The following is a 15,213-nucleotide window of genomic DNA, read 5'->3' on the forward strand; positions in this document are numbered from 1 at the left end:
CGGCGAGATAGACCACCCGTGGCCGCTCGTCGTCGAGCGGGGCGGGTGGCGGCGCCAAGCGTACCGGCTGCGGCAGCGCCGGCGTCCATTGCGGCACGCGGCCGCCGCTGGCCTGGCTGAGGCCGCGGCTGGCCCTGGCCAGCAGGGGCGCGCCAAGCAGACGCCGGGCGCCGTCGGCAGCGAGCAGGGCGAAGCGCGCAGCACGCATGGCGCCGGCAAAGTTGCGCGCCAGCCAGGTGGCGCCTTCGGCGTGCCGGGCGTCGGCGCCGCGCAGCTTGCGGATCAGCTCGCCGGTGTTGATGTTCACAGGACAGCGCTGGGCGCATAGGCCGGTGGCGGCGCAGGTGTCGATGCCCTGGTAGCGGTAGTCGCGCTCCAGCGCCGTGGTGTCGACGCCGGCGCGCTTCTTCGCCTGGATGTCGCGCCACAGGACGATGCGCTGGCGTGGCGTGAGGGTCAGTCCGCGCGACGGGCAGACCGGTTCGCAGAAACCGCACTCGATGCACTTGTCGACGATCTCGTCGGCGGCCGGCAGCGGCTTGAGGTTCTTCAGGTGGCTCTGCGGGTCGTCGCTGAGGACCACACCCGGGTTGAGGATGCCGCGCGGGTCGAGCAGGCGCTTGAGCTGCCACATCAAGCGATAGGCGTCCTCGCCCCACTCCAGTTCGACGAACGGCGCCATGTTGCGCCCGGTGCCATGCTCGGCCTTCAGCGAGCCGCCGTACTCCACCGCCACCAGGTGCGCCACGTCGTCCATGAACGCCGAGTAGCGGGCGATCTGCTCGGGCGAGTCGAAGCCCTGGGTGAAGACGAAGTGCAGGTTGCCCTCCAGCGCGTGGCCGAAGAGGATCGCCTCATCGTAGCGGTGCTTGTCGAACAGCTCGATCAGGCGGTTGACTCCCTCGGCCAGTCGTTCGACGGGGAAGGTGACGTCCTCGATGATCACTGTGGTGCCGGTCTCGCGCACCGCGCCGACAGCCGGGAAGGTGTCCTTGCGGATGCGCCAGAGCTGGTTGTAGACCGCCGGGTCTTCGCTGAAGTCGACCTGCTTCTCCAGCGGATATTCGGCGATGGAGGCCATGATCCGCCCGAGCTGTTCGTGCAGCAGCGTGCGGCTCGCCGCGCGGGACTCGATGAGCAGGGCGCAGGCACCGGCGGAAAGGCTCTTCACCCATTCCGGCATGCCCTGCATGTTCTCCACTGAGCGCAGGCTGCGCCGATCGAGCAGTTCCACCGCCGAGACCGGCTGGCGCTTGAGCACCGCGACCGCCGTGCAGCAGGTTTCCACCGTGGGGAAAACCAGCAGCGCCGAGGCCTTGTGCGGGTGTTCCGGGACGGTGTCGTAGGTCACCGCGCTGATGAAGCCGAGGGTGCCCTCGGAGCCGACCATCAGGTGGGTGAGGATGTCCAGCGGCTCGTCGTAGTCGACCAGCGCGTTCAGCGACAGGCCGGTGGTGTTCTTCAGCCGGTACTTGTGGCGGATTTTCGCGGCCAGTTCGGCGTTGGCGCGGGTCTCGCGGCCGAGTTCGGCGAGCCGTTCCAGCAGCTCGCCGTGGCTGGCGCGGAAGGCCGCGATGCTGGCCGGGTCCTCGCTGTCCAGGCGGGTGCCGTCGGCCAGCAGCAGGCGCAGGCCGGCAAGGGTGTGGTAGCTGTTCTGCGCGGTGCCGCAGCACATGCCGCTGGCGTTGTTGGCGACGATGCCGCCGATCTTGCAGGCGTTGATCGAGGCCGGGTCGGGACCGATCTTGCGGCCGAACGGCGCCAGCCAGGCGTTCGCCTGGGCGCCGATGACACCCGGCTGCAGGCGGATCTGCGCGCCGTCGGCGCGGATTTCCCGGCCGTTCCAGTTGTCGCCGAGGACGAGCAGCACCGAGTCGCTGATGGCCTGGCCGGAGAGGCTGGTGCCGGCGGCGCGGAAGGTCACCGGGACCTGCTCGCGGTAGGCGACGGATAGGATCGCGGCGACCTCGTCCTCGCTTTCGACGCGCAGCACCAGCTTGGGAATCAACCGGTAGAAGCTGGCGTCGGTGCCGAAGGCCAGGGTCGACAGCGGGTCGTCGAAGCGGCGTTCGCGCGGTATCAGCCGCTCGACGGTCTCGAGAAAGGGAATCGGCAGGCTCATCGGCTTTCCTCGGCCCTGGGACGACGGTCACGCCCCGGGCGTTTTCAGGCTTTTCTGGCGGGCGTCTCAGGCGCCCAGTTCGCGGACCAGCGAGTCGGCGCTGATCTCGCCGATCGACTTGGCCCCGGTGAGGACCATGGCCACGCGCATTTCCTTTTCGATCAGTTCGAGCAGGTTGCGCACCCCGGCCTCGCCGGCGGCGGCCAGGGCGTAGACGAAGGCGCGGCCGAGCAGCACGCTGTCGGCGCCGAGGGCGATCATCCGCACCACGTCGAGACCGGTGCGGATGCCGGAGTCGGCAAGGATCGCCAGTTCGCCCTTCACCGCGTCGGCGATCGCCGGCAGCGCGCGGGCGCTGGACAGCACGCCATCGAGCTGGCGGCCTCCGTGGTTGGAGACGACGATGCCGTCGGCGCCGAACTTCACCGCATCCCTGGCATCCTCGGGGTCGAGGATGCCCTTGATCACCATCGGGCCGTCCCAGAACTCGCGGATCCACTCCAGGTCCTTCCAGGAAATCGACGGGTCGAAGTTGGCGCCCAGCCAGCCGATGTAGTCCTCCAGTCCGGTCGGGTTGCCGCGGTAGGCGGAAATGTTGCCGAGGTCGTGGGGCTTGCCCAGCAGGCCGACGTCCCAGGCCCAGGCCGGGTGGGTCATGGCTTGCAGGATGCGGCGCGGCGCGGCGTAGGGGCCGCTCATGCCGGAATGGGCGTCGCGGTAGCGGGCGCCGGGGACCGGCATGTCGACGGTGAACACCAGGGTGGTGACGCCGGCGGCCTTGGCCCGCTCCAGGGCGTTGCGCATGAAGCCGCGGTCCTTCAGCACGTAGAGCTGGAACCACATCGGCCGGTCAATGGCCGGGGCGACTTCCTCGATCGGGCACACCGATACCGTCGACAGGGTGAAGGGCACGCCCTTCGCCGCCGCCGCGCGTGCCGCCTGGACTTCACCGCGGCGGGCGTACATGCCGGTGAGACCGACCGGGGCGAGCGCCACCGGCATCGCCAGGGTCTCGTTGAACAGGCGGGTTTCCAGGCTCAGCTCGGACATGTTCTTCAGCACCCGCTGACGCAGGGCGATGGCCGACAGGTCTTCGACGTTGCGACGCAAGGTGTATTCGGCGTAGGCGCCGCCGTCGATGTAGTGGAAGAGGAACGGCGGCAGCTTGCGTTGGGCGGCGGCGCGGTAGTCGGTGGAAGCGGAAATGATCATTGGGCTCTTCCGTTGTGTCGAAAGGTTTTGCATCGAGCGCAGTGGAGCGGGACACGGCGGAAATGGCCAAGGGAGCCGGGCCTACGATCGTAGGCGAGTCTCCCCCGGGCCATTTCCTGCGCAGTATCGCCGACGCGCGGCCGATCAGGGCGCGGTCAGTGCACCAGCATGCCGGTGAATAGGTATGCCTGGGCCAGGGTGATCAGTCCGACCAGCGCGGCGAAGATCAGGCTGTGCTTCAGGGTGAAGCGGAACAGGTCGGATTCCTTGCCGACCATCCCGGTCGCGGCACAGGCCACGGCGATGGATTGCGGGGAGATCATCTTGCCGGTCACGCCGCCGCTGGTATTGGCGGCCACCAGCAGGGTGTCGCTGACTCCGATCTGGTGCGCGGTGGTCGACTGCAGGGAGCTGAACAGGGCGTTGGAGGACGTATCCGAACCGGTCAGGAATACCCCCAGCCAGCCGAGGAACGGCGAGAAGAACGGGAACGCCGCGCCGGTACCGGCCAGGACCAGGGCCAGGGTGGTGGACATGCCCGAGTAGTTGGTGACGAAGGCGAAGGCCAGGACCATGCCGATGGACAGGATCGGCCACTTCAGCTCCACCAGGACTTCCTTGAAAGTGGTAATACCAATTTTCGCTCCGATGCGCAGGATGAACATCGATACCAGCGCCGAGAGGAAGATCGCCGTGCCGGTGGCGGAGATCGGGTCGAACTTGAATACCGCGGCGATCGGCGTGGCGCTGGTGGCGATCGGCGCGCCCTTGACCACCAGTTGGTCGAGGTGCGGGATGGCGAAGTTGAACACCAGCCAGTAGAGCTCGCCGCCCGGGGCGAACAGGGCCTTGAAAGGTTTCAGGGTCCAGATGGTCACCAGTACGGTGAGCACCAGGAACGGCGACCAGGCCTTGAGGATCTCGCCGAAGCTGTAGGCGGACGGTTCGACGCTGCGTTGCCCGCCGAAGCCGCCACCGGCCACGGCCGCGCCGCCGCTTGCGGCGAGCGCTTCGCTGGCGCCCTGCGGTTGCCAGACCTTGAGGAACAGGGTCAGGGAGACCAGGCTGACCAGCGCCGAGGTGATGTCCGGCAACTCCGGGCCGATGAAGTTGGACGTCAGGTACTGAGTGATGGCGAAGCTGCCGCCGGCGACGATGGCGGCCGGCCAGGTTTCGCGGATGCCGCGCCAGCCGTCCATCATGAACACCAGCCAGAACGGTACCAGGATCGACAGGAACGGCAGTTGGCGGCCGGTCATGGCGCCGATCTTGAAGGCGTCGATGCCGGTCACCTGGCCGGCGACGATGATCGGGATGCCCAGTGCGCCGAAGGCCACCGGCGCAGTGTTGGCGATCAGGCACAGGCCGGCGGCGTAGAGCGGATTGAAGCCGAGGCCGACGAGCAGGGCGGCGGTGATCGCCACCGGCGCGCCGAAACCGGCGGCGCCTTCGAGGAAGGCCCCGAAGGAGAAGCCGATCAGCAGTACCTGCAGGCGCTGGTCGCCGGTAATCGACAGCACCGAGCTGCGGATCACCTCGAACTGGCCGCTCTTCACCGTCAGTTTGTAGAGGAAGACCGCCGCGACGATGATCCAGGCGATCGGCCAGAGACCGTAGAGGAAGCCGTAGCCGGCGGCGGCGAAGGCCATGTCGGCGGGCATGTGGAAGGCGAAGATGGCCACCGCGATGGCCAGCGCCAGGGTGATGCTGCCGGCGATGTGGCCCTTGAGGCGGAATACCGCCAGGGCGAGGAAGAAGAACACGATCGGGATGACGGCCGCGGCGGCCGACAGGCCGAGACTGCCCAGGGGGGTATAGAGTTGTTGCCAGGCTTGCATGGGGTTGGCTCCCTAATTGTTGTTGGGTTTGCCTGTGACCAGATCGGACACGCGCCAAGACCTGTGTGTGCAAGGGCGCTGGGCAGCCGAACCTGGCAAAGCTCGCATAATTGGTAAGACCAATTTACAAAAGCGAGCGCTCAGGTTAAGAGTCGAGCGTTCGGCGTGTCAATTTGCCCGTCTACGACTTTTGTCTAAGGATGCTCGTGCGGGGCTCGTGGCGGCTCGCTTGTGGTGCGGGGAGCGGCTCGGTACGCTTCCTCTCTTTTTCGCGCTGGGCGCATGGCAGAGGCTTTGCGACGAAACTTCGGGTAAGGGTGTCGGGATATGGAATTTGGTCAGGTCAGGCAGCGCCGTCTGTCGGATGACATCGTTGCGCAACTGGAGGCGATGATCCTGGAGGGCACGCTGAAGTCCGGCGAGCGGCTGCCCGCCGAGCGCGTGCTTGCCGAGCAGTTCGGGGTTTCCCGGCCGTCGCTGCGCGAGGCGATCCAGAAACTGGTGGCGAAGGGGCTGCTGGTCAGCCGCCAGGGTGGCGGCAACTATGTGACCGAATCGCTGGGCGCGACTTTCAGCGATCCGCTGCTGCACCTGCTGGAGGGTAACCCGGAGGCCCAGCGCGACCTGCTGGAGTTTCGCCACACGCTGGAAGGGTCCTGTGCCTACTACGCGGCGCTGCGTGCGACCTCCCTCGATCACCAGCGCCTGACCGAGGCCTTCGAGGCGCTCCAGGCCTGCTATGCGCGCAACGACCAGGTCAGCGCGGAAGAGGGCGCCGCCGACGCGCGCTTCCACCTGGCGATCGCCGAGGCCAGCCACAACACCGTGCTGCTGCACACCATCAAGGGCCTGTTCGACTTGTTGCGGCGCAACGTGGTGACCAATATCGGCGGGATGTACGCGCAGCGCACGGAAACCCGCGCGCAACTGATGGAGCAGCACCAGCGCCTATACGACGCGATCATCAGCGGTCAGGCGGAGCTGGCCCGGGAGGTGTCCAACCAGCACATCCACTATGTGCAGGAGGTCCTGGCGGAGGTCCAGGAAGAGGCGCGCAGGATGAAGCGCTCGCAGCGCCGGCGCAGCGTGCAGGAGGACTAGCGAGGCGCGGGCAGGGAGGCGCTCAGTCGTCCTTGCCGTGGCGCATGGCGCGCTGGATCTCCCGATCGGAGTCGCGCTCCTTCTCGGTGTGGCGCTTGTCGAAGTCCTTCTTGCCCTTGGCCAGGGCGATCTCGCACTTGACCAGGTGCTTCTTCCAGTACATCGACAGGGCGACGCAGGCGTAGCCCTTCTGTTGCACGGCGCCGAACAGCTTGCCCAGTTCGCGCTTGTGCAGCAGCAGCTTGCGCGTGCGCACCGGGTCGGCGATCACGTGCGTGCTGGCGGTGGTCAGGGGCGTGATGTGGCTGCCGAGCAGCCAGGCCTCGCCATCCTTGAGCAGCACGTAGCTGTCGACCAGTTGGGCCTTGCCGGCGCGCAGGCTTTTCACTTCCCAGCCCGCCAGGGCGACGCCCGCCTCGAAGCGTTGTTCGATGAAATAGTCGTGCAGAGCCTTCTTGTTCTGCGCGATGGTCCCCGAAGGGTGTTTCTTCTGCTTAGCCATAGGCGGCGCATTATAGGGAGTCGCCGGCTTCACCGCTATGGGGCGGCGTCGCGCTTGAGGGATAGAGGTGAATTTCGGACAATGCCCACTCTTTTCCTGGCCGCTGGCCAAGGTTTTGTAAGAAAAGTCTTCAAGTGGCGTCAGGCTGTGCTGAGCGTTTTTCTGCCGAACCCTGGCCCCGGTCGGCGGGCGCAGCGCGCCGCCGTGGCGGATGCCGCCGTCCCGCCGGCTATGCTTGAGGAGTCGCCCGCTCGACAGCAGAAGTGAGAGTTCTATGAGCACCCATATCCAGCGTTCGGCGCTGTTGCCTTATCCCGCCCGTGCGCTGTTCGATCTGGTGAACGACGTGAAGCGCTATCCGGAGTTCCTGCCCTGGTGTTCGGCCAGCCAGGTCCTGGAGGAGAGCGAAAGCCTGATGCGCGCCGAGCTGACCGTGGCCAAGGGTAGCCTCAGCCAGCGCTTCACCACCCGCAACGTGCTGGTGCCGGGAGCTTCCATCGAGATGAACCTGGAAAACGGACCGTTCACCGAACTGCATGGCGTCTGGCAGTTCAAGGCGCTGGGCGAGAAGGCCTGCAAGATCACTCTCGACCTGACCTTCGATTACGCCGGGCCGCTGGTCAAGGCGACCCTCGGGCCGCTGTTCACCCAGGCCGCCAACACCATGGTCGACGCGTTCTGCCAGCGCGCCAAGCAACTCTATGGCTGAGATCGCCGTCGAGGTGGTCTACGCGCTGCCGGAGCGACAGGCGTTACTGCGCCTGAGCGTGCCGGCAGGTACCAGCGCACGCGAGGCCGTGCTGCTCTCCGGCATCGACGAGGCGTTTCCAGGGCTGGATGTGCAAGGTTGTCCGCTGGGTATCTTCGGCAAGCTCCTGGCTCGCCCGGAGGAGCGGGTGCTGGAGGCCGGCGAACGGGTGGAGATCTACCGCCCGCTGATCGCCGATCCCAAGGAGGTGCGCAAGCAGCGTGCCGCACGGGCCCGGAGCGAGCGCGAAGGCGGTTAGCCGCGGGGTTCCCTGCGGAAATGAAAAAGCCCGGCGAATGCCGGGCTTTTTCGTGGAACGCCAGCCGTCATTGCGGGCTGGGGTCCAAAGGTTCGGGGGTCGGAACCGGTACCGGCTGGGCTTCGTCCACTTCGCGCTGGAGTTGTTCCAGGGTGGAGCCCGGTTTCGGCGGCTCTTCTTTCTGCTCTTCCGGTTTCTGCTGGTCGGCCGGCTGGGTGACGGTGGTGCTGCCTTCCTTGCCGAGGATCGCTTCGTCGCGGCTGACGCCGGGCATGAAGTCGCCGTTCAGGCCGGCCAGTTGGTCGCTGTCGTTGAAGAACAGGCTGACGCGCTCCTGCTGGCGACGACCGCCGCCCGGCTGGATGCTGTAGAGGTAGTCCCAACGATTGGCGTGGAAGGTATCGACGATCAGCGGGTTGCCCATGATAAACCGCACTTGGCGTCGGGTCATTCCGGGACGCAACTGGTCTATCATGTCCTGCGTTACGACGTTGCCTTGCTGGATGTCGATTTTATAGACGCCAGGAAACGAGCAACCGGCGAGTGCGGCAAGCCCCGCGAAAGCGAGACAGGTCAGCATGAGCTTGGCGTTTTGCATCGGTGAGCGACTTCCACTATCTTGGCTGGGCAAATAAAAGCCCGATCATACCCGTATTCCGGGATACTGCGAAACATCCCGCGCTGAGAAAGCAGACATGGTTGAAAATAGCGAACTTCGAAAAGCCGGCCTTAAAGTGACCCTGCCGCGGGTCAAGATCCTGCAGATGCTCGACTCGGCCGAGCAACGCCACATGAGTGCCGAAGACGTGTACAAGGCGCTGATGGAAGCAGGCGAGGACGTGGGCCTGGCAACCGTCTATCGGGTGCTGACCCAGTTCGAGGCCGCCGGCCTGGTGGTGCGTCACAACTTCGATGGCGGCCATGCCGTGTTCGAGCTCGCCGATAGCGGCCACCACGACCACATGGTCTGCGTCGATACCGGCGAGGTGATCGAGTTCATGGATGCGGAAATCGAGAAGCGCCAGAAGGAAATCGTCCGCGAGCGCGGCTTCGAGCTGGTCGATCACAATCTGGTGCTCTACGTGCGCAAGAAGAAGTAGTCGCGCAACGGTTCCATGCGAAAACGGCGACCCTGGGGTCGCCGTTTTCATTTTCCATTGAAGGAACGTTCAGTTCTGGGCGGCCAGGTTGACCAGTTTCTTCGCGTGGGCCAGGGATTCCTTGGTCAGGTCGACGCCGCCGAGCATGCGGGCGATCTCCTCGATCCGCTGGGCCTTGTTCAGGGTGGCGACCGCCGTGCGGGTTTCGCTGCTGCCGCGTTCCTTGTGCACGAACAGGTGCTGGTGGCCCTGGGCGGCGACCTGCGGCAAGTGGGTCACGGTGAGGACCTGGCCGCGTTCGCCGAGGCGACGCAGCAACTGTCCGACCACTTCGGCGGTGGGGCCTCCGATGCCGACGTCGACTTCGTCGAAGACCAGGGTGGGGATGCGCGAGGTCTGTGCCGTGATCACCTGGATCGCCAGGCTGATCCGCGACAGTTCGCCGCCCGAGGCGACCTTGGCCAGCCCTTTCAACGGCTGCCCGGGGTTGGCGCTGACCAGGAACTCCACGCTTTCCAGTCCGTTGGCCTGCGGCTCGGCGCTGTCGCCGGGATGCAGGACGATGGCGAAGCGCCCTCCGGGCATGCCCAGGCGCTGCATCTCCTGTTCCACGCTGGCGGCAAGAGGTGCGGCCGCGGCCTGGCGCAGGCTGCTCAGTTCGTCGGCTTTTTCCTGGTAATGCCGGGCGTAGGCGGCCAGCTCGTCGCCCAGGCGTCCGACCGCTTCGTCGTCGGCGTTCAGCGCCTCCAGTTCGTCGAACAGGCGCTGCTGCAGGTCGGCCAGTTCGGCGGGCTGGACCCGGTGCTTGCGCGCCAGGGAATAAATGACGTCCAGGCGCTCCTCGACCTGCTGCTGGCGATTGGGATCGGCATCGAAGTGGTCGACGAAGCGGTTCAGTTCGCCGATCGCCTCCTCGACCTGGATCTGCGCGCTGGACAACAGGTTGACCGCTTCGCCGAGGGCGGCGGGCTGGCCGCTGAACGAGGTCAGGCGGCTGAGGCTGGCATTGAGCGCGGAAAGGACGTTGCCGGCATCGCTCTCGCTGCACATTTCCACGACTTGGCGGCAGGCGGCGAGCAGGCTTTCGGCGTTGCTCAGGGTCTTCTGCTCCTGCTCCAGGCTTTCCAGTTCGTTTTCGCCGAGGGACAGGTTTTCCAGTTCTTCCAGCTGGTAACTGAGCAACTGGTGGCGGGCGCGCTGTTCGTCGCCGCTACGCGACAGGCGTTCGAGTTCCTGGCTGGTCTGCTTCCAGCGTTGCGCGGCGAGCTGCACCTGGCGCGCCAGCTCCTGGCAGCCGGCGTACTCGTCGAGCAGGCGCCGGTGGGTCTCGCTCTTCAGCAGCGACTGGTGCTCGTGCTGGCTATGGATGTCGATCAGCAGTTCGCCCAGGCTCTTCAGGTCGCCCAGAGGGCAGGGCGTGCCGTTGATGTAGGCACGCGAGCGACCTTCGGCAGTGATCACCCGGCGCAGGATGCACGGACCGTCCTGTTCCAGGTCGCGCTCGGCGAGCCAGTCGCGGGCCTCGGCGATGGCGCTGACGTCGAAGCTGGCGAGAATGTCGGCCTTGTCCGCTCCGGGACGTACCGCGCCGCTGTCGGCGCGGTCGCCGAGGGTAAGGCCGAGGGCGTCGAGCATGATCGACTTGCCCGCGCCGGTTTCGCCGGTGATCACGCTCATGCCGGTAGCGAGTTCGAGATCCAGGTGCTCGACGATGGCGTAGTTGTGAACGGACAGGTGAACCAGCATGGCGGGCGGCTCCGTGGGTTTTGTCTGGTTATTTATACAGTATTTTTTCCGGCTGGCAATTGCCGCTCGCCCCTTGAACCGTGGAAAGCCGTCCCCATATAGCCGGCAACGTTGCGAACTTATGCGTTCGCCTTGTATTTGCCAGCTTATTTTTGAAGGAGAGTGGCATGGCTGACGAACAGCAGACCCTGGATCAACAGACCCCCGAGCAGCCCACCGGCGCCGCCGAGGACCTGACCGCCCGCGTGCAGGAACTGGAGGAGCAGTTGGCTGCCGCCCAGGACCAGGCGCTGCGCATGGTCGCGGATCTGCAGAACGTACGCCGGCGTGCGGAGCAGGATGTCGAGAAGGCGCACAAGTTCGCGCTGGAGAAATTCGCCGGCGACCTGCTGGCGGTGGTCGACACCCTCGAGCGCGGCCTGGAGATGTCCGATCCCAACGACGAGGCGATCAAGCCGATGCGCGAAGGGATGGAACTGACCCTGAAGATGTTCGACGACACCCTGCGCCGCTACCAGGTGGAGGCGCTGAACCCGGAAGGCGAGCCTTTCAACCCCGAGCAGCACCAGGCGATGGCCATGCAGGAAAGCGCTTCGGCCGAGCCGGGCAGTGTCCTCAAGGTGTTCCAGAAAGGCTACCTGCTCAACGGCCGCCTGCTGCGTCCGGCGATGGTGGTGGTCAGCAAGGCGCCGGCGGAAACCCCGCCGTCCATCGACGAGCAGGCTTGAAATTCGACGCGACGACCCCATCTGGGTAGTCAACCGAGCACGAGACCCACGGGCGGGTCGCACGGAATCAAAGTTTCTGGAGAGTGAATATGGGCAAAATCATTGGCATCGACCTGGGTACCACCAACTCCTGCGTGGCTATCCTGGAGAACGGTAACGTCAAGGTCATCGAGAACGCCGAGGGCGCGCGTACCACCCCCTCGATCATCGCCTACACCAACGATGGCGAAACCCTGGTGGGCCAGCCGGCCAAGCGCCAGGCGGTCACCAACCCGCAGAACACCCTGTATGCGGTGAAGCGCCTGATCGGCCGTCGCTTCGAAGAGAACGTGGTACAGAAAGACATCCAGATGGTGCCGTACAGCATCGTCAAGGCCGACAACGGCGACGCCTGGGTGGAAGTGAAGGGCCAGAAGATGGCGCCTCCGCAGATTTCCGCCGAAGTGCTGAAGAAAATGAAGAAGACCGCCGAAGACTACCTCGGCGAGCCGGTCACCGAAGCGGTGATCACCGTTCCGGCTTACTTCAACGACAGCCAGCGCCAGGCCACCAAGGACGCCGGCCGCATCGCCGGCCTCGACGTCAAGCGGATCATCAACGAGCCGACCGCGGCGGCGCTGGCCTACGGCCTGGACAAGGCCAAGGGCGACCACACCGTGATCGTCTATGACCTGGGCGGCGGTACCTTCGACGTGTCGGTGATCGAGATCGCCGAAGTCGACGGCGAGCATCAGTTCGAAGTGCTGGCCACCAACGGCGACACCTTCCTCGGCGGCGAAGACTTCGACATCCGCCTGATCGACTACCTCGTCGACGAGTTCAAGAAGGAAAGCGGCATCAACCTGAAGGGCGACCCGCTGGCCATGCAGCGTCTGAAGGAAGCGGCCGAGAAAGCCAAGATCGAGCTGTCCTCGACCCAGCAGACCGACGTCAACCTGCCGTACGTGACTGCCGACGCGAGCGGTCCGAAGCACCTGAACGTCAAGGTTTCCCGCGCCAAGCTGGAGTCCCTGGTCGAAGACCTGGTGCAGCGCACCATCGAGCCGTGCCGCACCGCGCTGAAGGATGCCGGCCTGGATGTTTCCGATATCCATGAAGTGATCCTGGTCGGCGGCCAGACCCGCATGCCGCTGGTACAGAAGACCGTTGCCGAGTTCTTCGGCAAGGAAGCGCGCAAGGACGTCAACCCGGACGAAGCCGTGGCTGTCGGTGCCGCCATCCAGGGCGCGGTCCTGGCCGGCGACGTGAAGGACGTGCTGCTGCTCGACGTGACTCCGCTGACCCTCGGCATCGAGACCCTGGGCGGCGTGATGACCGGTCTGATCGAGAAGAACACCACCATCCCGACCAAGAAGTCGCAGGTGTTCTCCACCGCCGACGACAATCAGGGCGCGGTGACCATCCACGTGCTGCAGGGCGAGCGCAAGCAGGCCGCGCAGAACAAGTCGCTGGGCAAGTTCGACCTGGCCGACATTCCGCCGGCTCCGCGCGGCGTGCCGCAGATCGAGGTGACCTTCGATATCGATGCCAACGGCATCCTGCACGTCTCGGCGAAGGACAAGGCCACCGGCAAGCAGCAGTCCATCGTGATCAAGGCATCCTCCGGCCTGTCCGAGGATGAGATCCAGCAGATGGTCCGCGATGCCGAGGCGAACGCCGAGGAGGACCGCAAGTTCGAGGAACTGGCTGCCGCTCGCAACCAGGGCGACGCGCTGGTCCACGCGACCCGCAAGATGATCACCGAGGCGGGCGACAAGGCCACCGCCGAGGACAAGGCGACCATCGAGAAGGCGCTGGGCGAGCTGGAAGCGGCGGTGAAGGGCGACGACAAGGCCGAGATCGAGGCCAAGATGAACGCTCTGTCCCAGGCTTCCACCCCGCTGGCGCAGAAGATGTACGCCGAACAGGCCCAGCAGGGCGAAGACGCTCCCCAGGGCGAGCAGGCGAAAGCCGCTGACGACGTGGTGGATGCCGAGTTCGAAGAGGTCAAGGACAACAAGTAAGCCCCGGCTTGCTTCTGCCCCGCGTGCCGGCCAGGCCGGTACGCATGATCCGCCACGCGGGAGCCTGCTCCCGCGTTGGCGTGTCTGGAGGGTCCTTAATTGAGACGGAAAGGTTATGGCGAAACGAGACTTTTACGAGGTTCTGGGGGTTGAGCGTGGCGCCAGCGAGGCGGACCTGAAGAAGGCCTACCGTCGCTTGGCGATGAAATACCACCCGGACCGCAATCCTGGCGACAAGGAAGCCGAGGACAAGTTCAAGGAGGCCAACGAGGCCTACGAGGTCCTCTCCGATGCCAGCAAGCGGGCGGCCTACGACCAGTACGGCCATGCCGGCGTCGATCCGAACATGGGAGGGGGCGCTGGCGCCGGTTTCGGCGGGGCGAGCTTCTCCGACATCTTTGGCGATGTGTTCAGCGATTTCTTCGGTGGCGGCGGCGCCCGCGGTGGCTCGCGCGGCGGCGCGCAGCGCGGCGCGGACCTGCGCTACACACTGGACCTCGACCTGGAAGAGGCGGTACGCGGCACCACCGTCACCATCCGCGTGCCGACCCTGGTCGGTTGCAAGACCTGCAACGGCAGCGGCGCCAAGCCCGGCACCACACCGGTCACCTGCACCACTTGCGGCGGTATCGGCCAGGTGCGCATGCAGCAGGGCTTCTTCTCGGTCCAGCAGACCTGTCCGCGCTGCCACGGCACCGGCAAGATGATTTCCGATCCCTGTGGCTCCTGCCATGGCCAGGGGCGCGTGGAAGAGCAGAAGACTCTGTCGGTGAAGGTGCCGGCCGGCGTCGACACCGGCGACCGCATCCGCCTCACCGGCGAAGGCGAGGCCGGCAGCATGGGTGGTCCGGCGGGCGACCTGTACGTGGTGGTCAATGTGCGCGAGCACCCGATCTTCCAGCGCGACGGCAAGCATCTGTACTGCGAAGTGCCGATCAGTTTCGCCGACGCTGCGCTGGGTGGCGAGCTGGAAGTGCCGACCCTGGATGGCCGGGTCAAGCTGAAGATTCCGGAAAGCACCCAGACCGGCAAGCTGTTCCGCCTGCGCGGCAAGGGCGTGGCCCCGGTGCGCGGCGGCGGCGCCGGCGACCTGATGTGCAAGGTGGTGGTGGAAACCCCGGTGAACCTGGACAAGCGCCAGCGCGAGCTGCTCGAGGAGTTCCGCAAGTCGTTGCAGAGCGACACCTCGCATTCGCCCAAGGCCAGTGGCTGGTTCGAAGGCATGAAGCGTTTCTTCGACGACCTATAAACAAAGCCATGGGCGCGGCCTGACCGCCGCGTCCGGGTTCCGCGTGGAGTGGTTTTATGCGACGTATAGCCGTAGTGGGCGCCGCCGGGCGCATGGGCAAGAACCTGATCGAGGCCGTTCAGCAGACCGGCGGTGCCGCCGGGCTGACGGCGGCGGTGGATCGTCCGGATAGCACCCTGGTGGGGGCGGACGCCGGCGAGCTGGCCGGTCTCGGCCGGATCGGCGTGCCGCTGTCCGGGGACCTGGGCAAGGTCTGCGAGGAGTTCGACGTCCTGATCGACTTCACCCATCCCTCCGTAACCCTGAAGAACATCGAGCAGTGCCGCAAGGCGCGCCGGGCGATGGTCATCGGCACCACCGGCTTCAGCGCCGACGAGAAGCTGCTGCTGGCCGAGGCGGCGAAGGATATCCCGATCGTCTTCGCTGCCAACTTCAGCGTCGGCGTGAACCTTTGTCTGAAGCTTCTGGATACCGCGGCACGGGTGCTGGGCGACGAAGTGGATATCGAGATCATCGAGGCCCATCACCGGCACAAGGTCGATGCACCGTCCGGCACCGCCTTGCGCATGGGCGCGGGGGTAGCCCCGGCGCTCGGCCCGGACCTC

Annotated in this window: 14 protein-coding genes; 8 read left to right on the forward strand and 6 right to left on the reverse strand. The window is 65.9% G+C overall.

What is annotated here, in order from left to right; all coding sequences use genetic code 11:
• From FFS27_RS15295 to FFS27_RS15305, 3 genes are all read right to left on the reverse strand, one after another.
• On the reverse strand, window positions 1-2,122 hold a 2,122-nt coding region (locus FFS27_RS15295), incomplete at its 3' end, for an FAD-binding and (Fe-S)-binding domain-containing protein (RefSeq protein ID WP_137952084.1).
• A 66-nt stretch (window positions 2,123-2,188) separates the two neighbouring features.
• Entirely contained in the window at window positions 2,189-3,334 is a 1,146-nt protein-coding gene (lldD, locus tag FFS27_RS15300) for an FMN-dependent L-lactate dehydrogenase LldD (protein WP_003095228.1), read from the reverse strand.
• 155 nt (window positions 3,335-3,489) lie between these two features.
• Window positions 3,490-5,172 carry a lactate permease LctP family transporter gene (locus tag FFS27_RS15305; protein ID WP_021264055.1) on the reverse strand — a complete coding sequence of 561 codons (1,683 nt, stop codon included), beginning with the start codon at window positions 5,170-5,172 and terminating at the stop codon, window positions 3,490-3,492.
• A 327-nt stretch (window positions 5,173-5,499) separates the two neighbouring features.
• Here FFS27_RS15305 and FFS27_RS15310 point away from each other — a divergent pair, with 327 nt between their 5' ends.
• On the forward strand, window positions 5,500-6,273 hold the full coding sequence (locus FFS27_RS15310) for an FCD domain-containing protein (protein ID WP_003095221.1): 774 nt from the start codon (window positions 5,500-5,502) through the stop codon (window positions 6,271-6,273).
• A 22-nt stretch (window positions 6,274-6,295) separates the two neighbouring features.
• Here FFS27_RS15310 and smpB read toward each other — a convergent pair whose 3' ends face one another.
• The gene (gene smpB, locus FFS27_RS15315; RefSeq protein WP_003100496.1) at window positions 6,296-6,775 is read right to left on the reverse strand and encodes an SsrA-binding protein SmpB; all 480 of its coding nucleotides are present in this window, start codon (window positions 6,773-6,775) and stop codon (window positions 6,296-6,298) included.
• A gap of 274 nt (window positions 6,776-7,049) precedes the next feature.
• Between smpB and FFS27_RS15320 the strand changes: the two genes are divergently transcribed.
• On the forward strand, window positions 7,050-7,484 hold the full coding sequence (locus FFS27_RS15320) for a type II toxin-antitoxin system RatA family toxin (RefSeq protein ID WP_003100497.1): 435 nt from the start codon (window positions 7,050-7,052) through the stop codon (window positions 7,482-7,484).
• The gene (locus FFS27_RS15325; protein WP_021264056.1) at window positions 7,477-7,782 is read left to right on the forward strand and encodes an RnfH family protein; all 306 of its coding nucleotides are present in this window, start codon (window positions 7,477-7,479) and stop codon (window positions 7,780-7,782) included. Before FFS27_RS15320 ends, FFS27_RS15325 begins: the two co-directional genes overlap by 8 nt.
• 67 nt (window positions 7,783-7,849) lie before the next feature.
• Here the strand turns inward: FFS27_RS15325 and FFS27_RS15330 are convergent, their stop codons facing one another.
• Window positions 7,850-8,380, reverse strand: a complete 531-nt coding sequence (locus FFS27_RS15330) for an outer membrane protein assembly factor BamE (protein ID WP_003109323.1) — start codon at window positions 8,378-8,380, stop codon at window positions 7,850-7,852.
• Between the two features lie 97 nt (window positions 8,381-8,477).
• Between FFS27_RS15330 and fur the strand changes: the two genes are divergently transcribed.
• Window positions 8,478-8,882 (forward strand): ferric iron uptake transcriptional regulator, encoded by a 405-nt coding sequence (gene fur, locus FFS27_RS15335; RefSeq protein WP_003095216.1) that lies wholly within the window; start codon window positions 8,478-8,480, stop codon window positions 8,880-8,882.
• A 69-nt stretch (window positions 8,883-8,951) separates the two neighbouring features.
• Here the strand turns inward: fur and recN are convergent, their stop codons facing one another.
• Window positions 8,952-10,628, reverse strand: a complete 1,677-nt coding sequence (recN, locus tag FFS27_RS15340; RefSeq protein WP_021264057.1) for a DNA repair protein RecN — start codon at window positions 10,626-10,628, stop codon at window positions 8,952-8,954.
• Between the two features lie 167 nt (window positions 10,629-10,795).
• On the opposite strand from recN, the gene grpE reads away from it, so the two are divergent.
• From grpE to dapB, 4 genes are all read left to right on the forward strand, one after another.
• Window positions 10,796-11,356 carry a nucleotide exchange factor GrpE gene (gene grpE / locus FFS27_RS15350; protein WP_003095213.1) on the forward strand — a complete coding sequence of 187 codons (561 nt, stop codon included), beginning with the start codon at window positions 10,796-10,798 and terminating at the stop codon, window positions 11,354-11,356.
• An 89-nt stretch (window positions 11,357-11,445) separates the two neighbouring features.
• Complete coding sequence (dnaK, locus tag FFS27_RS15355) at window positions 11,446-13,359, forward strand: molecular chaperone DnaK (protein WP_003095212.1); 1,914 nt, start codon at window positions 11,446-11,448, stop codon at window positions 13,357-13,359.
• Between the two features lie 115 nt (window positions 13,360-13,474).
• Window positions 13,475-14,608 carry a molecular chaperone DnaJ gene (dnaJ, locus tag FFS27_RS15360; protein ID WP_003095211.1) on the forward strand — a complete coding sequence of 378 codons (1,134 nt, stop codon included), beginning with the start codon at window positions 13,475-13,477 and terminating at the stop codon, window positions 14,606-14,608.
• Between the two features lie 56 nt (window positions 14,609-14,664).
• Window positions 14,665-15,213 (forward strand): 4-hydroxy-tetrahydrodipicolinate reductase (gene dapB / locus FFS27_RS15365; protein WP_137952085.1); only part of this gene is annotated, 549 nt, incomplete at its 3' end.

The organism is Pseudomonas sp. 2VD (genome assembly GCF_005503585.1).
Classification (GTDB): Bacteria; Pseudomonadota; Gammaproteobacteria; order Pseudomonadales; family Pseudomonadaceae; genus Pseudomonas; species Pseudomonas aeruginosa.